This window comes from Paracoccus litorisediminis (assembly GCF_009711205.1).
In the GTDB taxonomy this organism is placed as follows: Bacteria; Pseudomonadota; Alphaproteobacteria; order Rhodobacterales; family Rhodobacteraceae; genus Paracoccus; species Paracoccus litorisediminis.
On record NZ_WMIG01000036.1, the window covers coordinates 1 to 20,978 of the forward strand.

A 20,978-nucleotide genomic window follows, 5' to 3' on the forward strand; every position below is an offset into this window, starting at 1 on the left:
GCGGCGAAGAGCTCCCGCCCAACATGCTGTGGGACAGGAAATGGCGGCCGTAGCTGCCGGCCCATTGCGGACGCTGGAGCACCAGACTTGCAGCACCGCGGCTTTCGCCGAAGCCGTCGCTCAGACAGCGCGAAGCGAAATACTTGATGAACTGGCAGCGAAGCTGGGGCAAATGGGACGAATGATTAAATGTAAAGCATACTTGACAATCCGCACCCTCATCATGGAAAAGTAAAGCATACTTGACATGGTCGGGAGTGATGATGCGTGGACTTTTGCTTTTCTTGGCTGGATTGGGTGCCTACGGCGCAACGCTGGTTGTTTCTCAACACCTCCTCGCTGATGACACCGGCACCCAATTGGCCCGTGCCCTAATTGCGCTTAGCCCGATGCTACCGGCCGCGTTCATATGCGGGGTGGTTGTCCGCAGCATTCGGCACTTGGACGAGATGCACCGCAAGCTTCAGTTCGAGGCACTCGCCATGGCTTTTGCCGGCACGGCCTTGATTACCTTCAGTTACGGCTTTCTCGAAGGCGTAGGTTTCCCGAAAATCTCGATGTTCTCAGTCTGGGGTCTAATGGGCTCGCTCTGGTTCATCGGAGTGATGATCGCGCGGTATCGCTTCAAGTGAACAACCGAGTTCAGGAGCTTCGCCAGCAAAAAGGATGGTCACAAGCGGACCTAGCGGCCTTTCTGAAAGTCTCGCGACAGACAGTGAACGCCCTCGAACGGGGGCGCTACGACCCCAGCCTTCCACTTGCATTCCGCATCGCGCGTATCTTCGCGCTTTCGATCGAAGAGATATTTCAGCCAGAGAACGAGTGAAATCGCCTGAGGCGTGCGTCTAGCCACCCAGATAGGGAGGGTTCGGACCCAACTGCCGCTCTCTTCCGAGAGTGCAACCCAACTCTGCCTCTGCTAAACTATCGCCGGATGACGGTTCGGCCCCGCAGTTTCGCGGGCGGCGCCGGAGTCTCCGGCTGACGCCTCGCCCGATACGGGGCCCTCCAGGAAGGGAGGACGCAGCCATGCACGGGAAGACGATTGGAAATCCGCTGAGCTGGAGCGCGCAAAGGCTGGCCGATATCGGCCGCAGCGCCGGGGCGGCGGTGGACGGGGTCGGCAGCCACGACATGACCCTGCCCGAGGTCAACGAGATTGGCCTCGGCGATATCAGGGCGGCGCTCCGTAAGGGCGTCGAGGAGTTCGCAGCGCTACGCACCGACGTCATCACCGCGGTGGCGCTCTATCCGGTGATCGGCTTCGTCCTTGCCGCCTGGGCGCTACATTCGGGGCAGGTACATCTGCTCTTTCCGCTGGCGGCGGGTTTTCCGCTGGTGGGGCCGGTCGCGGCGATTGGTCTTTATGAGATGAGCCGGCGGCGCGAGCAGGGCGAGGATGCCAGTTGGACCGCCGCGCTGGCCACGCTGACGGGCCGGGTGCTCGGCCCGGTGCTGTCGCTGGGCTGCCTTCTTGCGGTGATTTTCGCGCTCTGGCTTTTCGCCGCCCACGGGATCTGGGCCGCCACCCTCGGACCCGAGCCCTATGACAGCCTTCTGGCTTTTCTGCGCGCAACCTTCACCACCAGCGCCGGCTGGATGATGATCGTGATCGGCTGCGGTACAGGCTTTCTGTTCGCCGCCATCGTGCTCTGCGTGAGCCTGGTGTCATTCCCGATGCTGATCGACCGCCCTGTGGGCGTGCCAGTGGCGCTGATCACCTCGCTCGCCGTCGCGCGCCGCAATCCTGGGACGACGGCGCTTTGGGGGTTGATTGTCACCATGTCGCTAGTTCTGGGGATGATACCGCTCTTCGTGGGGCTGATCGTCGTGCTGCCTATACTAGGTCACGCGACATGGCATCTTTACCGTCGCGCCGTGGTCTAACCGTGCGGCCGAAACGACGGCCGTCATCTCGCCCATAGTAGCCGCTCGATCCCCGCTTTCGCCTCTTCTCCACACTCCCATTAACGGCCGTTCAGCCAATGTGCGGCAGAATCCCAATGGGACGGCAGCGGTGCGGACGAACCGGCCATAAAGTGATTTTCGGGTGAATGCCCGCCGGAGGTCATGGTTTGCATTGGCGCGCTTTTCGGAGGACCGATGCGGTCACGTGTCAGGCCTTTTTTCGGTTCTGATACATGACTGCCGGGGTTCGCATCGTCGCATTTTGTGATCTCATCTTGGTGAGCGGCGCTTTTATCGAACCCCCAAAGGGACCACATCGATGGCAGCCCATATCAGATGCGGAGGCGTCGGATGTTTAGGAAGCTTTCTCTCGTCGTGTTGGTGTTCTCTGCTGCGGTGGGAACGGCATTAGCGGATAGCAAACCGTTGACCCCCGGCCATATCCAAGAGGCCGCGATTATGGGTCTTAACCCGCAGGTCTTCAGTCGCATGGACATCGCCCAGATCGAAGCTGAGCCAACCTGGCGCGACCGCCGTGAACGTATCCGCTTTATCCTCGAGAAGAAGGCCAAGGCCGGAGAAGATATCTCGAATCCCTATACCTCCAGCGGATGGTTCGGGGTTTATGGCGGCATGGGGCAAGGTCGTGTAGGTATCGGAATAGGTTTCTGAAAACCGGTTTCGGCACATTTCGCGGGAAGGCAGGCTTCGGGTCCTGCAGCACCCTCCATGCGACAGAGCGAACCGTAGATGAAAAGCATCGCGTTTCGGATTTCTGTCGCCCGCGTATGAAAAAACCCCGAGGCATCGCCGCGGGGTCTGTTCATCGATCAGAATTGCTTCAGACGCTGCGGGCAACACGCTTGATATCGCCACGGGTCAGGCCGAGATCGCTCAACTCGCGATCCGTCAGCTGGCTCAATTCGCGGCGGGTGATGCGGGCGTCGTTCCAAGCGGAAACCATCGCGGTCACGCGGGCAAAGACGAGACCCAAACCACCGGCAGCACGGCTATGGCTCATTTCGACAGCAGACATCTCGGCACCTTTTTCATCTTGCCCATCCATCGGGCATGTTGCGGATAAGGTGGATATAGGCCGGGCTTCATATGGGAAGTAGCCGTGATCCCGGCAGAGCAGCCATGCACTCTGCGCGGGTGGCATGGGCGGATGCCAGGCTTCCCGCAAAGGCCAGCATGCAGCGTGAAACCTGCACCGAAGGCATGCGCGACATCGACGCGGCCGCGTGATCCCTCGCCTCGTCGCGACACCTTCAGGAAAGAAAACATATCATGATGCGGACAAAGTGGTCATTTCCCAAGATGAATCGTTCTGTCCGGTGCGAGCGATCCAAGGAATGCTGCGTCGTGGCTGATAACCACAACCGCACCGTCATAACCCGCCAGCGCGGCCTCCAATGCCGCGATGCTGTCTAGATCGAGGTGATTGGTCGGCTCGTCCAGGATCAGCAGCATCGGCGGCGGAGAGGCTCCGAGGGCACAGGCCAGACCAGCGCGCAGACGCTCGCCCCCGCTCAATTCGCCCGCGCAACGCAAGGCATCCTCCGCACGGAAACCGAACCGGGCCAGTGCCGCATGGGTGTTGATTTCCACCCAGAACTGGCTCTGAATCACTTTTGCTGTTGTTGAGGGTAAGCTCTCTCCGTCTGATTGGGGGGATGCGCCGTGCCGGGTCGATTTCAGCGTGCGAGCCTCGCACCGGAAGGTTTTGCAGTCGCCTCCGTTCAGAGCCAGGAAAATGCGGTCGAGATTCTTCTGCATTCACGATGTGTTACGGGCTGCTGTCCTGATTGCGGCCAACCAAGTGACCGGGTTCAAAGTCGATATCATCGCCGCCCATCTGACCTGCCCCTTGGCGGCCGCCGCGTTCGTCTCATGATCTTGGCGCGCCGGTTTTGGTGCGATGTCCGGGGTTGCGGGCGACGTATCTTTTGCGAGAGGTTCGATGGCGGAAGTCTCGCTCGCTATGCTCGACGGACCCAGCGGCTTGAAACACTTGTCCACCATCTGGGGTTGGCGCTCGGCGGCAGGCCAGGAGCCGCCTTCGCTGAACGACTGATGATGCCGGTGAGCAAGGATACCCTGTTGCGGGTGGTCCGCCGGCGGGCCGTTGAGCGCAGCGATGCGCTCCATGTTGTCGGCATTGATGATTTTGCTTTCCGACGAGGACAGACCTACGGGACGATCGTTTGCGATCTTGAGCGCCGGCAGCCTGTCGCCTTGCTGCCGGACAGAGCTTTGGAGACCTCGCGGGCCTGGCTCGCCAGACACCCGTCGATCTCGGTCATCTCCCGCGATCGGGGCGGCGGCTATGGCGAGGCGATCGCGAAGGCACTCCCGGATGCCGAGCAGGTGGCTGATCGCTGGCATCTGATGGAAAATGCGAGCCGGGCCTTTCTGGACGCCGTCAACAGATCGATGCGGCAGATCCGGCAGGCGGTCGCGGGAAAAGTCGTCGATCCGAAGCTTCTGACCTCTGCCGAGAAGCTGCAATATGAAGGCTATCTGCGTCGGCAGGAAACCAACAAGGCGATCCTGCAACTGTCAAAGGACGGGGTTTTCATCCGGCAGATTGTTCGGCAGACGGGCCATAGTCGAAAACTGGTCCGGGATGTCTTGCGCGGGCAGCGCCTCGACGTGTTCCGCACCAGGCCAAGCTCTCTGGACAGCTGGCTGCCGTGGTTGAACGAACGATGGGACAGCGGTGCCCGAAACGCTCTGGCGCTCTGGCGTGAGATGCGCGCGGAGGGCTTTTCTGGACAAAGCGGTGTCGTTTCTCACTGGGCTCAACGCAGGCGTCTTGCCGAAAAAGCCAATCAAACCGGGCTTGCACGCACGCCATCGGCGCGGGTTCTTGCACGTCTGATGACCTCGGCGCGGCAGGAACTGGCCAAGTCCGAAGCGATACTGGTGGCCGTGATCGAGGAGACCGTCCCCGAGCTGGTCGTTGCGCGCAAAGCGATCGGTGACTTCCAAGCCATGATCCGTTCGAAATCGGCGGCACAGCTCGACACTTGGATAGAGCGGGCGCAGGGTAGCCTGATCAGCTCGTTCGCCAATGGTGTCGCGAGGGACTTGGTTGCGGTCCGGAACGCGATCACCTCACCATGGTCGAATGGGCAGACTGAAGGACAGATCACGCGCCTTAAACTCATCAAGCGGCAGATGTATGGGCGCGCGAAACTCGATCTGCTTCAAGCGCGCCTGCTCGGAGCATCATCAGCATAACCATCAGCAAAAGGGAGACAGAGCCAATTCTCGATGGAAAACCCGGGTCAGTTCTGGGTGGAAATCAACAATCGTGGATCCTGTGCTCGGCAGGACCCCACCCCTTTATCCTACTTTTTGCTCGTGAGCGGAAGTTGACTGATCAGTCAATTAACTGTCGCGATTGCTGACCTAGTTCGGCGTTTGACCCCCGATCGGGCGGGCTTATCTTTGCGAGATCACAGGTCGACACGTGCCCTTGGCATCACCAATCAGCGAAGCAGTTATGAACACTTTGGGTTTCGGATCTGATAGGGATGAATCGGCGGGTTCCGTCTTCGTTTGATAGCGTGACAATCGTGCAGATCGTGTGTTTTCTGATCTCTTCGAGATGCCAGGGTGGGCTGTGATAAAACGCGGTTACGCCGGTCAGCGCATCTGTGAGAACTGCGGCCTTGCTCATGAATGGCACTCCAAGGTGGTTGCGCACGTGCGAAAGCGGCGAGCTAGACTCGCCGCCCTGCGATCCGGAAACAATCAAGGCATTTGGTGACGTAAGAGGGCACCCCATCGCATGGCGCCTGACTTCCGGAAATTGAATCCGACTACCACGGACGATTGGTTTTGTAGTGGCCTGCGACGATCTTTGTCTCGGGCGCAGCTTCGCGTTCATCTTCCAGATCAGCGGGCTCGCCCTGAAGGCGTTCCCGTTCGGGAAGGGGATCGGGGAACTCTTGCTGCGGGGGAGGGGTGAGCGGTTTCGGGTCTTCTCGGTCGGTACCCATGAAAGGGTCCTCCATGACACCACCCGAGAATACCGAGCGGATGAACTCGATATGAGGCATGCACGGGGTGATTGCATCATGCTGACCGGACCTATCGTCTAGCGAGCGGTTATCGTTCAGAAGAATAAAGAAGTAGCGCCCATTTTGACGACATAGGCCGTCTGGCCCTCGCCATCACGCGGTTTATCTCGGGGGGTGGACCGGCTTTGTTGCGCAAATGCTGTGGGGATTCATACGGTGAATCCAGCGTGTTAGTCAGGCTGGATGAGCAGACCTACATCGCCGATCTACAAGACCAGGAACTGGCCGGCCTACAACAAGTCGTTGAAGCAACGCGGTTCCCTGACCATCTGGTTTGACCCCGAGATGATCTGGGAGGCCAAGCCAACCGGAAAGCGTGGTCGTCAACCTACCTATAGTGATGCCGCGATCCAGATCTGTCTGTCGATGAAGGTGCTGTTCGGGATGGCCCTGCGCCAAACCACGGGCTTTATTGAAAGCCTTCTGGATCTGATCGGGTTGGATTGGTCGGTGCCGGATTTCAGCACCCTTTCCCGTCGGCAGAAGGTCCTTGACGTGAGCATCCCCTACCGCGGCTCACTAGGTCCACTACACCTGCTGATCGACAGCACGGGCATCAAGGTGGAGGGCGAAGGCGAATGGCACGCCCGCAAGCATGGTGGCCGAAAACGTCGCATCTGGCGCAAGGTGCACCTTGGTATCGACGAGGAAACCCTGGAAATCTGGGCGGTCGAGTTCACCAGCAGCGATATCGGCGATGCCCCGATGCTGCCCGGACTGCTCGACCAGATCCCACCCGATCAGGAGATTGGCAGCGTCACCGCCGACGGTGCCTATGACACCCGGAAATGCCACGATGCCATCGCGGACCGGGGTGCTGCGGCCATCATTCCGCCCCGCAGGAACGCCAAGCCCTGGAAGCCGACCTCGGTTGGCGCAGTCGCGCGCAACGAAGCGATCCAGGCGTCGAAATACCTTGGCCGGACGCTCTGGCAAAAATGGAGCGGCTATCACCGCCGAAGTCGCGCCGAAACCAAGATGCATTGCATGAAGCTTCTGGGACAACGCCTCATGGCGAGAGACCCCGATCGCCAGGTGGCCGAACTTCAGGTCCGTGTCGCCGTGCTCAACGGCTTCACAGCACTCGGTATACCCGTCACCCAGACTCAGGGATGAGCCCGTCCGGGGAAAGGGGGAACTCGACCGTTACCTGATTTGCGCAACAGAGCCGGGTGGACCGGCTAAGCACACCCCCCCGCTCACGCACGCCCCCTTACCGGAAGAGGCGTGTTGCCGCTTGGGGTTGACGGAACTTATGCCCCATGGCGACGCGAGGGATCGGGTAACCGGGATCCGATCCGAATGTTCCCGCTCATCCCGTTCTCGCGCGAGTTTTTGTTCGTCTGGAGATCAGCATGTCTACTACGCCTTCACCCATAGCATCAGGGACGCCCCGACAACTGGCGCCTTCGCCGTGACGCCGAGAGACACTGTCGATTTGACCGAAGCCCTCCGGGCAGTGTCTATCAACAACGGTGGGACGCTCTCACTCACCGGCCTCGGGCTGATATGTAGCCTCGGCCGCAGACCCACCCATATTCAGGCCCCGCGCAGCTTTGTAGTATCCCGACGGGAATTGTCGTGGACCGCCGCGCCGTTGGCTGACCTGCTGCTTGACGATCCCGTGACCGCCTAGAACCCGTGCGCTAGGCGCTGCGTTGAGCGGCAGCAAAGCCAATGGAGGGGCGACATGTTTGTGAAAGGAATGCTGAGCGCGGTGGTGCTGACGGCAGGCTTGGGTAGCTATGCACTGGCGCAGACAAGCTCCGAAATTGTGACCGGCGGCGGTCAAACCGTCGTGGTCCCCGAGGCAGCCACGGAATCTAAAGGACCTTCGCCTGTCGCGGCCCAGGTCGTTTCCGAATACCCGGCCTTCAACCAGACCATGAATAATGAAAACATCGCCAGCACATTGGTCGCGCAGGGGTTCGAGAACATCCATATCCTGCGGGAAGGTTCGTTGATGACGATCACCGGGACGCGCGGCAATGACGATGTCAATCTTGTCTATAACCTCGTCGAGGGCCGCCTGATCAAGGTGAATGGTGAACGCGTCCTGAGCGAGGAGGAGCAGTCGCCGGATAATTCGGGCGATGCAACTCCCTCTCCTCGTTCGGCTACTCGAGCTGGTGTAGCTGGCACCGACGGCGCTACTGACGAAGCTGCCGATGATGCGGCAGATAGCGGTTCCGATGATGCGGCTAAATCCGATGATGCGGCTAAAAATGATGGGACCGAGGGTGCCGGAACCGGCGATACCGGCTCCGATGTCGGGGCGGGCAGTGACGCCGGCAGCGATGATGCGGGCGGCAATTCGGATTCTGACGGCGGTTCCGAAAGCGGGGGTGGTACCGACTCGGAAAGCAGCGGCGGCTGATCTCGCAACCCAAGTGGATGGGTCAACGAGGGGCCGGCATGCGAACGCCCGGCCCCGGCCTATTCCTGCATGACGGCATAAGGTCTACAACAGCACGGCCTGTCTGTGATGCAATGAAGGCTGCGAGACACCCGCCCGCTTATGATAGCCGCTCTTTGAGCGCCTCATAAGGCGTTTTGCCGTTGAAAGCCCCGTGAGGTCTGGCGAGGTTATAGAAACGCTCCCACTCGCCCAACTTGGCTTCGAGATCCACGTCGTCCTTGTAGGTGAGGTTGGTAGAATTCTTCCTGATCGGAGCGATGTGATCGCTCGACAATTCCGTTCAGCTGGGGTGACGCTGGTTTCATGTAGGCATGGCGGATGCCCTTGTCCTCGACATGCCAATGGAATTTTGCTTGGAACTCGTGCCCGTTATCGGTCCGCACCTTGCGGATCCGGAAGGGAAACTTGTCGATGACATGGTTGATGAAGTCGATGGCGTTGGCCTGGGTATGCCGCGCATAGATCTTCAACGCCCTGATGCGTGTCGCATCATCAATCGCGGTATATTGAAAACGCCTGATTTTCTTTCTTTTTTTAGCGATGAAGGTCAGGAACTTCACATCGACTTGGATCTGGTAGCGATCGAGATACCAGACGATCCTCACCGGCCCCAAATGGTAGCTTCGGCGTAGGTGCAAGACCTTCTCCTCGATTTCTGGTGCAGTCCTGTTGGCCGGCTTCTTCGGGATCGGCTTTCGGTTGATCAAGCCTTCGTCACCCAGTTTTCGGCAAGCCGCCTGCCATCGATAGAAACTAGCGCGGCCGATTCCAAAATAGCGGCCGGTTTTCTGAACGTTCCCCGCTTTCCGCCGCGTGTTGCAGAATGCGAAGCTTGCGCTGGATTTCTCGGCGCTCCTCTTTCATGCCAAAACACGCTTTCTCTGCTCCATTTTGAAGAAGGGTGCCTCGTAAGATCCGACATTTCTACAGGTCCCGCGGTCATCTGGGACAAACCGAATGGCGTCACAACAAATGTTGGCCCCTGCATGTGGCGGATGGGTGATCCTTGCTTCTGGACCGACATGGAGCAGGATCTTGGACCAAGGGGGTGCAAAGCTACAGGATGACCTTGGCAAGGTGCGGACATTTGCGCGCCTGATCTGCGTAGATGATGAGAGCGCCGCCGCGTTGTTGGAACGTGCGCTAAAAGAAGCGATCCAGCTGGCCGAACAGGGTATGGTCATCGACGTTGCAGTTCGCATGCTGGCGCTGATGTGTTCAGACCCAAGCTTGCAGGCTCCTAAAATAGTCGCGTTCGAGCCAGCTGCGCGACATGGTCATGACGCATTGGTCGCCGGCATCAGGGCATTGCCCTTGCCGCAGCGTCGGGCGCTGGTCCTGTTGGATGTCCTACGTCTTTCGCCACATGATGCGATGCGTGTCCTGAACCTTGACCGACGGTTGCTTGAAAGCCGTCGGGATGCGGCCCGCGTGATGTTGCGGAAGATGCTGGGAAGATGAGATCCGCGACGGAACGCGAGGTGGTCTGACTATGTTCGATCGACAACGCGGTAAAAGCAATGACGGCAGATATTTCATGCGCAATTTTGTCGCCCGAAAGCTCAACAACGGTGCCGTGCTGCGCGAGAGCGACGAGGCACGTCTTGATGAGCTTGTCCGGAACTGGAGGGCCATGCCCGCACGGACCGATATTATCAGTCAAGGTGATGATCCGGAATTCGTCCATGCGATCCTTGACGGGATCGCCTGCCGCTACAAGATCCTCCCCGATGGACGCCGCTCCATTATGGACCTTCTGATCCCGGGTGATTTCTGCGACATGCATATCGCTATCCTTGGCCGCATGGATCACAGCATCGGCACTCTGACGCCCTGTCGTGTCGCGCATATCTCTCGTCCCGAAGTCGAAGATCTGTTGCAGGAGTATCCCCGTATCGCTCGGGGCATGTGGTGGTCTTCGCTGGTCGATGAGGCGATCTTGCGCGAATGGCTGGTCAACATGGGTCAGCGCCGCTCGGACCGGCAGATGGCACATTTGCTCTGCGAATTGTATCTGCGCTTTGCTGCGGTCGGATGGCCTGAAGCGTTTTCGTTGGGCCTGACGCAGGAGCAGCTGGCCGATACGCTGGGCATTACTGTCGTCCATGTGCAGCGCGTCATAACCGCGCTGCGTCAGGATGGGCTCATCGAGTTGCGGGACCGCCAGATCACTATTCCCGATATCGCGCAACTGATGGAGTTCTCGGAATTCGATCCCGATTATCTTCACCTGCCGCCCGAACACTGAGGGCTCCATGCCGCGCTATTTTTTCGATATCGATGACGGCTTACGGTTCACGTCAGATGAGCTTGGGCAAGCCCTGCCGGATCGTGCCGCTGCGCGACATCTCGCGATCGCCGTGCTGCCGCCACTTGCGCGCGATGTCCTGCCAGATGGCGATCGCCATGCGGTTTCGGTGGTGGTGCGGAACGAACAGGGCAGGCGCATCTTTCGCGCCGTCCTAGAACTTGTGGCCGAATGGCTGGAATAAGCTGTTCTCGTTTGCCAACATTGAAAATTCACCATGCCATTGCTAGGCTTGTCGTCATTGTGATGACCGGCAAACGGTATTTCGGGCACATCTGACGATGTTTTCAGGTTGATGCGGAATATGGAAGGCGAGATGGTGGGATTGCGAATGGCCGGGAAGGATGACACGCCGCGCCTCGAGCCGGAATTGGACAAGGCATTGTCCGAATTGCTCGAACAGACGCGCAAAGAGCCATTGTCGCCGCGGCTGATGGAATTGGCAGAGCGTCTGTCGCGGGCGCTCGCCGACGCACGGCGCTGACAGTTTTCCGGCCGGGCCTATCGCCCGAGTTCCGCCGGAACCAGCGCCCCCTCCCAAACATTTTTCTCAGAGAGTGAATACGGGAGGCGATTCCATGAATGACGTCGTTGAACAAATCCCCGCGCTTCGGGCCTATTCGCGCGTTCTGTGCAAATCCACTCCCGAAGCAGAGGATCTGGTTCAAGAAACCCTGTTGCGGGCAATTGAGTATGCGGATTCATTCTGCCCCGGAACGAATCTGCGGGCATGGCTCTTCACTATCATGCGGAACCGCTTTCTGACCAAATGCCGCAAGGCGGCGCGCGAGCATACAGGCGGCGCGGATTGTGTCTCGACGCAAGCCCGGGTCGAGGCATCGCAAGAATGGCACATTCAGGCAATGGAATTGCATCGCACCCTGCGTCACATGCCGGGCCATTATCGTGACGCAATCATCCTTGTCGGCGCCTTTGGCGAGAGCTATCTGGATGCGGCACGCATACTTGACTGCGATATCGGCACGATCAAAAGCCGGGTAAACCGCGCCCGGCGGATGTTGCGCGAGGCCTTGGACCCAGCACTTTAATCGCTGGATGATTTCAGCACCAGATTACCAAGACCTTCGCGAACCGGCAGTTTGTCGCGCAATCCTGCCCGCGCCGATCAAGCGCCGGGCTGCTTGCCGGGATATTTCAGGAACAACTTCTGCATTTGCAAGTTCGCATTATCCACGCTTTCCTGCGTAAGGAGGAGAGGATGATAAAGCTATTCCCGACAGGCATACTCATGCTGGCGCTGACGGCTGGTGCCGTGGCGGCCCAGACAGTGACGACGCCACAAGCGGTGCAACCAGTGGCTACAACCACTACGGCAATGCCACCCACGATCACCGTGCCGGAAGGCTATATCGCCGAGAAGGTCGTCTTCAGCGCCGAAAATCTTGACGGCGTGACGGTCTATGACGCGACCGGCGAAAGAATTGGCGAGGTTCATGTCCTCGTCTTTGCCAATGCGAGCACCAGCGTCGCAGGCACGGACGCGACACCTTCGGCCATCACCGCCAACCCGGCCTCTGACGCCACGACGCCGCCTCCGATGACCGCGCCTGATGGCGTCGCGTCGACCGATCCCGCCGCGAGCGGCGCGGCCAAGATCGAAGGCGACAAGATCGGCAATGTCGGCCATGATGCGACCAGCGCGTCACGGACCGAAGCGGCGACGCCTCCGGCGCAATCCGCCGATGCAATGACCGCTGATCGGGGCGCGATTACGCAGGCCGTGATCGATGTCGGTGGTTTCTTGGGAATGGGTGAACACCGCGTCGCCATTCCGGTCGAGGAACTGATTGCCTATCGCAAGGACAACGAATTTGCCGAAGACGCGTGAGCAGTTAATGGCGCTGCCAAAATTCGTAGCTGATTCATCATGATGGTAGATGCGGGCCGTACGGCTGTTCGACCCGCGCTTTCATCTGCTTCACGCGGCGCCGTTTCTTTTCCCTCAACCGGGCCGGGACGATTACCGCGAAATTTGACGTCAGCACTTTCGCCACATGCCGGGACCCCAGCAGCCACTCAAGCGTTACGTGTGAAGAAATAAGTTGCCCCCCCATTTCGGACATATACCAATGAACCGCGCGACCGCAGCTCTAGGATATTTTGCGCTAATCGGCCTTACGTCCTGCGGCGCGCCGGAAGAAAGGTGCGAGGCGCGCGTATCATCGGAATACCGTCAGGTTTCACGTCTCTTGGCCGAGGTGCAGGCGAATATTTCCCGGGGCTATGCCTGGGAGAACGAGATCAGGGACGGAGGGGATTTCAGCTTCTGTGCGGGCGGATATGGCGGAGGTTACGACGGCTGGGGCTGGGGAGGCGTGGGATATGGCACCTGCTATGGCGGGACCGATGTCGTCCGCAAGCGCGTGGCGATCGACCCCGCCGCCGAGATGCGCAAACGCGACGCATTACAACAACGCCTCAAGGCGCTTTCGACGCAAGGCCCCGAGGCCTGCGCTGCGCGCTACGGCTAAGCGCAATAAACCAAGCTGAGTGACGCGGTTGTTCGGCCACCCGGCTTTGCGCCTGTGGTCCTGCGCCATCCGTTCGGGTCTGGGGCAGGTGAAGACATTCCGGCACGGGTGCGGGGCAATATCCGATGTCCGTCATGCCCTCGCATTCGCCTCGGCGCCGACGGCCTTTCCCGGAAGTTCGGCTTTCTTGCCGTCGGCTGGAGCAAATCACGCCGCACGGCGTTGAACCTGATCGCTGCCCGGCTTCTTTTCATGCTGCCGGGCGACCCGGAACGGCATATTGCAAACACCGTCTAACCATGACCGACCCGCAGCGCGACATGCCAACAGATCCGCAGTCCGAGCCGTTTGAGGCGGTTTCGGGCCCCGGCTTTCGCGAAATCGCCTTGCCGTTCTGGACCGGCCCGGCGCGCAGGATCGCATGGATGCTGACCTGCGGCGTCGTCGTTGTCGTCATCGCAAATGTCGGCATCTTGTTTTCGATCAATCGCTGGAGCAAGGGCTTCTTCGATACGCTGGAAAATCGCGCCATCGAAGCGATTCCGCGGATGGTCATGATCTTTCTTCTTCTGCTTGTGCTCAGTGCGCTGATCAATTTCTGCCTTGTCCGGTTGCGCATGGGGCTTCAAGCCGAATGGCGGCGCTGGCTGACGGCTAGTCTGATCGACCGCTGGCTGGGCGACCGCACCTATTACAAGCTCGAGGTTTCCTCGACCGGAGTGAATGTCCCCGAGGCGCGCCTGTCGGATGACCTGAAACAGGCGCTGACCCCGGTTGTCGACCTGTCGGTCGGGCTTTTCAATGCGGTCCTGGCGACGATGACCTTCATCGGCGTATTGGCGCTGGTCGGGCGTGAGGTCCAGTTTCCCTCTGCCGCAGGGACGATCATCGTCCCCTATGGTTTTGTCCTTGCGGCGATCCTTTACGCTCTGGTTATGACCGGTCTGACATGGCTCATTGGTCGCCCCCTGATCGCCGCCGTCGAAACCCATAACGCCGCCGAGGCCGATCTACGCTTTGAATTGACCCGCGTCCGGGAAAGCGCAGAATCGATCGCCCTGATCCAGGGCGAGGATGAGGAAAAGCGCCGCCTCAAGCACTCCCTCGACCGCGTCGCCGCTGCCATCTGGGCCGTCGGCGCCAATCACGGACGCATCACCATCCTGACCAACATGAGCGCCGTCATGTTACCGGTGATCGCGCTGCTGATTGGCGCGCCAAAATACATGCAGGGGGGCATGAGCCTAGGCGAGTTGATGCAGGTCTCGGCGGCTTTCGTGCAGGTGCAACTGGCTTTCAGTTGGGTGATGGACAATTTCATCGTGCTGGCCGGATGGAGGGCCGCGGCGAACCGGCTGTCTGTCCTAATCGGCGGCATGGACGAGCACGAGCGGGCTATCCATGGCGCCGACGGCTCGCTGATCCGACTGCGGCAGGACGAGGGCGAGGAATTGCGCCTGAACGCGTTGATCGTGCGCCGTGACAATGGGATAGTCGTGATCGACGAGGCTGATGGGGTGATCGCGCGCGGCGAGCGCGTGTTGGTCGGCGGCGAATCCGGCAGCGGAAAAAGCACGCTGGTCCGGGCGATTGCGGGCCTATGGCCTTGGGGCAGCGGCGAGATCGTCCTGCCCGGCGCATGGCGGACAATGTTCCTGCCGCAGACGCCCTATCTACCGCTGGGCAGCATGCGCGCATGTCTCAGCTATCCCCATGCCCCCGAAACCCTGAGTGATGCCGAGGCCGCACGGGTGCTGGAGCGCGTCGGGATGGCCGGGTTCGTGCCGCGTCTGGATGACGAAGACCGATGGAGCCACGTCCTGTCGGGCGGCGAACGGCAGCGCATCGCTTTTGCCCGGGTCCTGATCGAACGGCCCGATCTGGTGGTTATGGACGAGGCGACCTCGGCCTTGGATGATGACAGTCAGACGCGGGTGATGAGGGCGCTGATCAAGGAACTGCCCGATGCCGCGCTGATCAGCGTCGCGCATCGACCGGGATTGGCCGAGTACCATTCGCGTCAATTGGAACTGAAGCGACTGCAGGGCAATGTCCGGCTCGTGCGTGGAGATCGGATCGGGCGACGGCTCGATACCTTTTGGGGTCGTCTCATCCATACTTACGGTCGGATCAAGCGCGTTGATGACGAGGTAAAAGGGGCACCGCCTGCCATCCCCGATCCGCGTCATCCTCCGCCGCATCTATAGGCCCAGTTGGCAGGTGGGCTACCGGCTGCTGGCGTGCCGAGCGGGAGTAGTGGATTGCGGGAGCAGGTAATGCTCTCCCCTCGGGGGCCTCCGGCGAGCCGATACGGTTGATGTCGTTTTGCGCGACCGAATCGGCCGCAATCCACCACAGCAATGCCAATCCCGCGACTGTCAGGGCCAAAACAATGGCGATGATCGCGGCGGGATGGTTACGGGCGGCGCGTTTCCTTCGATCGATTGCCGACCGACCGGATGATCAATCCTCAGAAGACCCCGGTCAGATAAAGCAGAATGATGACGATAACGGGGACGCCGAGCAGCCAGGCAACGATGCCTTTCATAGTATTCTCCTCTCTGTCGCGACCTCTTGGAGGTCGCGCTGCTCGCGCCGCGAACGGGCGCGGTGCACATGCCTTGTGGGTGTTCAACTCGCTGCCTGCGGCAATGTTCGCGATGGACTGCACACGCTTTCGCGATCAGCACAGACTAGAACATGCGCGATTGCGGGGGTTAGCGTCCGAGGAGCTGGTGTAATTTCGTCGCCATCGGCGGTGTGATCCCAGGTGGCCATCGAGGTGTATGTTCGAGGTGGAGTTTGGCGACTTCAACCACGGACCTTACGGAGACCCCGATGACCAAGACGAACATGGACCTGTCCGAGCTTCTGGCCAAGCACGATCAGGGTGACTTCCTGCGCGGCATTGCCGAAGCGGTGCTGCAACTGATCATGGAGACCGATGTGGACGGCATCATCGGCGCTGGCCGCCATGAGCGCAGCGGCGAACGCACGACCTGGCGCAACGGGTATCGAGAGCGCGCTCTCGATACCCGTTTGGGCACGCTGAACCTGCGGGTGCCAAAGTTGCGGCAGGGCAGTTACTTTCCGGGCTTCCTTGAGGCCCGCAAGACATCGGAGCAGGCCTTGGTCGCCGTCATACAGGAGGCATGGATCGGCGGCGTCTCCACCCGTCGCGTCGACGAACTGGTGCAGGCGATGGGGCTGAGCGGCATCTCGAAGAGCACCGTCTCGAAGCTGTGCAAGGACATAGACGAGCGCGTCGGCGAGTTTTTGAACCGCCCATTGACCGGCGAATGGCCCTATGTCTGGCTGGACGCCACCTACCTCAAGGTGCGCCAGGGTGGCCGGATCGTGCCCGTCGCGGCGATAATCGCCGTGGCCGCGAACACCGAAGGCCGCCGCGAAATCATTGGCCTGGCGATCGGCCCATCCGAAGCCGAGACGTTCTGGACTGAGTTCTTGCGCTCATTGCGTGCCCGAGGCCTTGGCGGGGTCAGGCTGGTGATCAGTGATGCCCATACCGGCCTCAAGGCAGCCATCGCCCGCGTGTTCGAGGCCACATGGCAGCGGTGCCGCGTTCACTGGATCAGGAACGCCCTCGCGCATGTCTCGCGCGGCCAGCACACCGTCGTTGCCGCCGCGATCCGGCAGGCCTTCGACCAGCCCGACCGCGCCCATGCGGGCGAAACCTGGCGCAAGGTGTCCGAACAGCTGCGCCCGCGTTGGCCGAAGCTGGCTGATCTCATGGACGCCAGCGAGCATGACGTGCTGGCCTATATGGGCTCCGCCCGTTCTTGCCTCAAACCGTCCCCCGGACGGTTTGCCGCTTCGCGGACCGGCGCGAACTCCCGCGACAGCACCGCACCAAGCTGCACTCCACGAACCCCATCGAACGCCTGAACAAGGAGGTGAAGCGGCGCGCCGATGTCGTCGGGATCTTCCCCAACGAGGCATCCATCATGCGCCTGATCGGTGCCGTGCTGTTCGAAACCAACGACGAATGGCAGACTTCGAGCCGCTACATGATGGTCGAGGCCTTCGCCCAGATCGACACGGAGGAAATCGACCCCATTCTCAGCATAACCACAAAAGCCGCCTGAATCATGCCCTCAGGCTATCAGGGAATTTACACCAGCTTGACGGACGTGACCTTGCGGGGCGTTTCTTTGCGCAGGGGAGCATCAGGAAGGAAGATGATCATTCCCTATGTCCGTTTGGTGCTAAACCATCTTTGGGTCGCCTGCCTTGCCGGAGCCGTGGTGATTGCTTTGCTGGCCATAGGGTTTGTGTCATCCGAGACTTTTATCTGGGTGGGGCCTTGGGTCTGGGTTTGGGCTTGCCCGCAGCACTTTTGAACTGGGCCTATCTCCGGACCGATCGTTCGCGTCAGATCGGCTGGAACTTGAAGATTGCTGATTGGGCGCGTCACGCCTGAACGGGCGAAGCCGCGCCAAGAAACCCCAGCAGACCCCGCTCGGACGCGCGCAACTCCGGGATTTCCGGGCGGGGCAAGGCCGAGAGCAACGCGGCCCGTTCCAAGCCGGGAAGCTGTGCCAGATCCATTACGGCGGGATGGATATATGAGGTGCGGCAGATGGCCGGTGTGTTGAAGAGCCGCTCGGCGGCGGCCTCGGCCATCATCCGAACGCTCAGCCGGGCGTCCGCCGCAAGACTTGTCGCCAATTCAAATGCTGCCAACGTGCCGCCCCAAGTCCGAAAGGTCTTTGCAGTCATACCCGCGCCTGCAAGCTCGCAGAGGTAGGCATTGACATCCTGCGAGGACAGGCTGTGGACCTCTCCCGCCGCGTCCAGATAGGTGAAGAGTTTGCGCCCCGGCAGATCGCCGATCTGCTGAAGGATGCGATTGAGGCGCTTGTCACGCAGGACATGGTGGCAAAGTTTGCCGCCTTTTGCGCGGAACTTCAGTTGGATAAGACCGTCGGCGTTAAGGCTCAGATGGCGAGTGAGCAGGGTCGAGGCCCCGAAGCTGCGGTTTGTCGCGGCGTAGGCGGGGTTGCCGATGCGCAGGCAGGTGCGATCCAGTAGCAGGACCAGCGCCGCAAGGCTAAAGTCCCGATCACCCGCATCGCCTTGCAGGTCACGGCGCATCCGTATGCGCAAACCCGGCAATGCAGAGCCAAAGGCGACAAGCTGGGCATATTTTGTCCCTGACCGTGTCGCCTGCCATTGCGGGTGGTAGCGATATTGCTTGCGCCCCCGGTCGTCACGGCCCGTCGCCTGCAGATGGCCATCGTGACGCGGGCATATCCAGACGTCCCGATAGGCCGGAGGGACAGCCAGCGCCCTGATCCGGGCAAGCTCGTCGCGGCTCAAGGCCTCGCCCGAGGGGCCGCGATAGCTGAAGCCCTTACCCGCCTTGCGCCGCGTGATGCCGGGCTCACTGTCGGAAACGTAGACCAGCACCGCCGTCATGTCTCAGTAATTGCCCGGGGGATCGCTAGCGGGAAATGATTGATCGGCCTGTTCGTCCACAACGTCCCAATTGCGGGGCGGCGCGGCCATTGCCTTGGGTCCGGCATCGCGGATGCTTTCCAGACGCGGCGCGGATCGGTCGCGCCGTGCGTCCAAAGCGGATTTCAACAGGAAGCCTGCGGCAATGCCGAGGCCGAGGCGCAGAAGCGGGTGTGGCATCAGGAAATCCTTTCTCAGATCATCGGCATGCCGCCGGTCACGGCAATCGTCGCGCCCGAGACAAAGCTGGACATCGGCTCGGCCAGCATCACATAGCTCGATGCCAGTTCGACCGGTTGGGCCGGGCGCTTCATTGGATAGTTCTCACCAAACTTCGCTACCTCCTCGGGTGGAAAGCTTGCCGGAATCAGAGGCGTCCACACCGGGCCGGGGGCGACGGCATTCACCCGAATTCCCTTCTTGGCCAACATTTGTGCCAGTCCTGCGGTGAAGTTCTGGATCGCCCCCTTGGTCGTGGCATAGGCCAGAAGTGTCGGGTTCGGCTTGTCGGCATTGATCGAGGCGGTGTTGATGATTGAGGCGCCGGGGGCCATATGCGGAATGGCGGCCTTTGCCAGATGGAACATCGCATCGATATTGACAGCAAAGGTACTCCGCCATTCCTCGTCGGAAATCTCGCTAATCTCGTCGAATTTCATCTGATGGGCGGCATTGTTCACGAGAATATCGATGCGGCCAAACTGCTCTACCGTCCGGGCCACGAGATCGCGGCAATGTGCCGGATCGCCCAGATCGCCGGGTAGCAGCAGACAGTCACGTCCGGCCTCTTGGACGATCTGCGCCGTGTCTTTGGCGTCATCGGTTTCGTTCAGATAGGCGATGGCCAAATCCGCGCCTTCGCGGGCATAGGCAATGGCGACGGCGCGCCCGATGCCGCTGTCGCCACCGGTGATCAGCGCGACCATACCGTCAAGCCGACCCGCGCCGCGCCAAGAGGTCTCGCCATGATCCGGGCGCGGCCTCATCTTCTTGAAGCTGCCGGGAAGCTTCTGGCTTTGTTCGGGAAAGGGTGGTTTGGGATAGTCCTTCATGCGCGTGACCTCATGGCGAGGCCCACCCCCTGAAAGCCAAGGTTCACGACCGGTGGTGAGCTTTGGTGTATAGGGGATGAACCCATCCGCCGCCGCATTGTTCCAACCTTAATCCCCGCGCTTGGGGATAATGCTGATGCCGCCGCTGATCTCCAGCACTGCGGCCTCGATGTCATCGAGGCGCTTCAGACCCTGCTGCTGACGCGCCGCCTCCAACACGTCGCCGATGCCGATTCTGGCCCGACGCATAGCGCGTTCGTCGATATTGCCGCCGCTGATCAATACGGTTGGCGCCCCGTCGAGCCAGAGCGCCACCCGGCGCGAGTTACGCTTGACGTAAGACAGCAGGATATCGACCGAGAATAGGGTGAGGATCAGGATCAGCGCATTGATCAGCGAAAAATCGTCGCCCAGCAAAGCCTGCTGAGTGGTCTCGGCGATGATCAGCAGCAGAACGAAATCGAAGGGTGTGGACTGGGCAAGCGTCCGGCGTCCCGAAAGCCGCGTGATGAGCAGCAGGATCGCATAGATGGTGACGCCCCTGACGACGGAATCCATTTCTCACCTATGGTAGAACAAGGATGCGGACGCTTCGATTTTCACCATCAAGGCCAAGCTCGAAGCGCGTCCAGCCGAAATGCATCGGTCGGGTCGAGATACGGACTTCATGCGGGGTCGTCCCTTCTGCGGTAAAGCTCATCACATGCGAGTGGGAGCCGAGGCTGCTTTCCACAGGGTCCGGCTGAATGCGGCCGATCTCGAAGAGGTCGAAAAAATCGGTTCCGATGCGAAGCCTGTGTTCGTCCCCCGGGCCGGTGAATGTCATCCGGATCTCGTCCCATGCCTCCCAGCGCGCGACACGGGGTATTTCGGCCACGGCCCCGGGAAAGCGGATCTCCTGCATATGTAAAGCACCGCCGCTGCCAGTCAGTCCAAGAAGCGCAAAGGTCATAGCGAGGCCATAGCCAAGCCACGCCAGACGCTGGACACGCCAGTAGCGTTCCTGAAAGTCGCGGTGTTCCTCCAATTGCAGCCCATCTGTGCGGATTGCAGGAATTCGAAGGTTTCCGGTCATGGTCGCAACCTCCTCACAGCTGAACATGAGCCGTAAAGCCCCGCTGAAAACCGCTGAACGAAGGGTTTGTTCCGGCCTCGCGAAGATTCGGCACCATGGAACCCCGATCCCCTGAGGGGGTTGTGGCCCGACCCCGGGCGCACCCGCCTTACGGT

General features: G+C 60.4%; 26 protein-coding genes and 2 pseudogenes. 19 read left to right on the top strand and 9 right to left on the bottom strand.

The genetic code is table 11. The features are described 5' to 3' along the window. From GL300_RS26525 to GL300_RS24920, 5 genes are all read left to right on the top strand, one after another. On the top strand, positions 1-235 hold a 235-nt coding region (locus GL300_RS26525; protein ID WP_211595400.1), incomplete at its 5' end, for a hypothetical protein. Positions 236-260: 25 nt separating this feature from the next. Further along, the gene (locus GL300_RS26985; RefSeq protein ID WP_246195432.1) at positions 261-632 is read left to right on the top strand and encodes a hypothetical protein; all 372 of its coding nucleotides are present in this window, start codon (positions 261-263) and stop codon (positions 630-632) included. Further along, a complete protein-coding gene (locus tag GL300_RS26990; RefSeq protein WP_343043215.1) occupies positions 629-826 on the top strand; it encodes a helix-turn-helix transcriptional regulator in 198 nt (65 codons plus the stop codon). Before GL300_RS26985 ends, GL300_RS26990 begins: the two co-directional genes overlap by 4 nt. A gap of 203 nt (positions 827-1,029) precedes the next feature. Further along, positions 1,030-1,887, top strand: coding sequence for a DUF2189 domain-containing protein (locus tag GL300_RS24915; RefSeq protein ID WP_155042379.1), 858 nt, complete (start codon positions 1,030-1,032; stop codon positions 1,885-1,887). A 372-nt stretch (positions 1,888-2,259) separates the two neighbouring features. Then, positions 2,260-2,580, top strand: a complete 321-nt coding sequence (locus GL300_RS24920) for a hypothetical protein (protein WP_155042380.1) — start codon at positions 2,260-2,262, stop codon at positions 2,578-2,580. 169 nt (positions 2,581-2,749) lie between these two features. Here GL300_RS24920 and GL300_RS24925 read toward each other — a convergent pair whose 3' ends face one another. Together GL300_RS24925 and GL300_RS27580 are read right to left on the bottom strand one after the other, a co-directional pair. Beyond that, entirely contained in the window at positions 2,750-2,944 is a 195-nt protein-coding gene (locus tag GL300_RS24925) for a DUF1127 domain-containing protein (RefSeq protein WP_155042381.1), read from the bottom strand. A 272-nt stretch (positions 2,945-3,216) separates the two neighbouring features. After that, on the bottom strand, positions 3,217-3,687 hold the full coding sequence (locus GL300_RS27580) for an ATP-binding cassette domain-containing protein (protein ID WP_425495935.1): 471 nt from the start codon (positions 3,685-3,687) through the stop codon (positions 3,217-3,219). Here GL300_RS27580 and GL300_RS24935 point away from each other — a divergent pair. Next, on the top strand, positions 3,592-5,154 hold the full coding sequence (locus GL300_RS24935; RefSeq protein WP_343043216.1) for an ISL3 family transposase: 1,563 nt from the start codon (positions 3,592-3,594) through the stop codon (positions 5,152-5,154). The two genes, GL300_RS27580 and GL300_RS24935, sit on opposite strands and share 96 nt — an antisense overlap. A 584-nt stretch (positions 5,155-5,738) precedes the next feature. Here the strand turns inward: GL300_RS24935 and GL300_RS24940 are convergent. Beyond that, positions 5,739-5,978: a hypothetical protein gene (locus GL300_RS24940; protein ID WP_155042383.1), complete on the bottom strand. Its 240-nt coding sequence runs from the start codon at positions 5,976-5,978 to the stop codon at positions 5,739-5,741. A gap of 204 nt (positions 5,979-6,182) precedes the next feature. Between GL300_RS24940 and GL300_RS24945 the strand changes: the two genes are divergently transcribed. The 3 genes from GL300_RS24945 to GL300_RS24950 all read left to right on the top strand — a co-directional run bounded on the left by GL300_RS24945 (position 6,183) and on the right by GL300_RS24950 (position 8,376). Beyond that, complete coding sequence (locus GL300_RS24945) at positions 6,183-7,115, top strand: IS5 family transposase (protein ID WP_155042384.1); 933 nt, start codon at positions 6,183-6,185, stop codon at positions 7,113-7,115. Between the two features lie 139 nt (positions 7,116-7,254). Then, the gene (locus tag GL300_RS27585; RefSeq protein ID WP_425495936.1) at positions 7,255-7,635 is read left to right on the top strand and encodes a spike base protein, RCAP_Rcc01079 family; all 381 of its coding nucleotides are present in this window, start codon (positions 7,255-7,257) and stop codon (positions 7,633-7,635) included. Positions 7,636-7,689: 54 nt separating this feature from the next. After that, positions 7,690-8,376 (top strand): hypothetical protein, encoded by a 687-nt coding sequence (locus tag GL300_RS24950; RefSeq protein ID WP_155042385.1) that lies wholly within the window; start codon positions 7,690-7,692, stop codon positions 8,374-8,376. Between the two features lie 139 nt (positions 8,377-8,515). On the opposite strand, the pseudogene GL300_RS24955 reads toward GL300_RS24950, so the two are convergent. Next, positions 8,516-9,282 (bottom strand): annotated as a pseudogene (locus GL300_RS24955) (integrase core domain-containing protein). A gap of 171 nt (positions 9,283-9,453) precedes the next feature. Here GL300_RS24955 and GL300_RS24960 point away from each other — a divergent pair. The 10 genes and pseudogenes from GL300_RS24960 to GL300_RS25005 all read left to right on the top strand — a co-directional run bounded on the left by GL300_RS24960 (position 9,454) and on the right by GL300_RS25005 (position 17,579). Further along, a complete protein-coding gene (locus tag GL300_RS24960) occupies positions 9,454-9,879 on the top strand; it encodes a hypothetical protein (protein ID WP_155042386.1) in 426 nt (141 codons plus the stop codon). A 76-nt stretch (positions 9,880-9,955) separates the two neighbouring features. Continuing rightward, positions 9,956-10,666: a Crp/Fnr family transcriptional regulator gene (locus GL300_RS24965; protein ID WP_155042387.1), complete on the top strand. Its 711-nt coding sequence runs from the start codon at positions 9,956-9,958 to the stop codon at positions 10,664-10,666. Between the two features lie 7 nt (positions 10,667-10,673). Further along, complete coding sequence (locus GL300_RS24970) at positions 10,674-10,910, top strand: DUF6894 family protein (RefSeq protein ID WP_155042388.1); 237 nt, start codon at positions 10,674-10,676, stop codon at positions 10,908-10,910. Between the two features lie 120 nt (positions 10,911-11,030). Continuing rightward, the gene (locus GL300_RS24975; protein WP_155042389.1) at positions 11,031-11,210 is read left to right on the top strand and encodes a hypothetical protein; all 180 of its coding nucleotides are present in this window, start codon (positions 11,031-11,033) and stop codon (positions 11,208-11,210) included. A gap of 94 nt (positions 11,211-11,304) precedes the next feature. After that, complete coding sequence (locus GL300_RS24980) at positions 11,305-11,775, top strand: sigma-70 family RNA polymerase sigma factor (RefSeq protein ID WP_155042390.1); 471 nt, start codon at positions 11,305-11,307, stop codon at positions 11,773-11,775. A 170-nt stretch (positions 11,776-11,945) separates the two neighbouring features. Next, positions 11,946-12,575, top strand: a complete 630-nt coding sequence (locus GL300_RS24985; RefSeq protein ID WP_155042391.1) for a photosystem reaction center protein H — start codon at positions 11,946-11,948, stop codon at positions 12,573-12,575. A gap of 241 nt (positions 12,576-12,816) precedes the next feature. Next, the gene (locus GL300_RS24990) at positions 12,817-13,218 is read left to right on the top strand and encodes a hypothetical protein (protein ID WP_155042392.1); all 402 of its coding nucleotides are present in this window, start codon (positions 12,817-12,819) and stop codon (positions 13,216-13,218) included. 320 nt (positions 13,219-13,538) lie between these two features. After that, positions 13,539-15,425, top strand: coding sequence for an ABC transporter ATP-binding protein/permease (locus GL300_RS24995; RefSeq protein ID WP_170297807.1), 1,887 nt, complete (start codon positions 13,539-13,541; stop codon positions 15,423-15,425). Between the two features lie 631 nt (positions 15,426-16,056). Next, positions 16,057-17,324: pseudogene (locus GL300_RS25000) on the top strand (IS256 family transposase). A 93-nt stretch (positions 17,325-17,417) separates the two neighbouring features. Further along, a complete protein-coding gene (locus tag GL300_RS25005; RefSeq protein WP_155042394.1) occupies positions 17,418-17,579 on the top strand; it encodes a hypothetical protein in 162 nt (53 codons plus the stop codon). Positions 17,580-17,649: 70 nt separating this feature from the next. Here the strand turns inward: GL300_RS25005 and GL300_RS25010 are convergent, their stop codons facing one another. The 5 genes from GL300_RS25010 to GL300_RS25030 all read right to left on the bottom strand — a co-directional run bounded on the left by GL300_RS25010 (position 17,650) and on the right by GL300_RS25030 (position 20,823). Next, the gene (locus tag GL300_RS25010; RefSeq protein WP_155042395.1) at positions 17,650-18,657 is read right to left on the bottom strand and encodes a DNA topoisomerase IB; all 1,008 of its coding nucleotides are present in this window, start codon (positions 18,655-18,657) and stop codon (positions 17,650-17,652) included. A 3-nt stretch (positions 18,658-18,660) separates the two neighbouring features. Then, the gene (locus tag GL300_RS25015; RefSeq protein WP_155042396.1) at positions 18,661-18,876 is read right to left on the bottom strand and encodes a hypothetical protein; all 216 of its coding nucleotides are present in this window, start codon (positions 18,874-18,876) and stop codon (positions 18,661-18,663) included. Positions 18,877-18,890: 14 nt separating this feature from the next. Beyond that, positions 18,891-19,748 (bottom strand): SDR family oxidoreductase, encoded by an 858-nt coding sequence (locus GL300_RS25020; protein WP_155042397.1) that lies wholly within the window; start codon positions 19,746-19,748, stop codon positions 18,891-18,893. 108 nt (positions 19,749-19,856) lie between these two features. After that, the gene (locus tag GL300_RS25025) at positions 19,857-20,306 is read right to left on the bottom strand and encodes a DUF421 domain-containing protein (protein WP_155042398.1); all 450 of its coding nucleotides are present in this window, start codon (positions 20,304-20,306) and stop codon (positions 19,857-19,859) included. A gap of 7 nt (positions 20,307-20,313) precedes the next feature. Then, positions 20,314-20,823 (bottom strand): hypothetical protein, encoded by a 510-nt coding sequence (locus GL300_RS25030; RefSeq protein ID WP_155042399.1) that lies wholly within the window; start codon positions 20,821-20,823, stop codon positions 20,314-20,316. Positions 20,824-20,978: the final 155 nt, after the last annotated feature.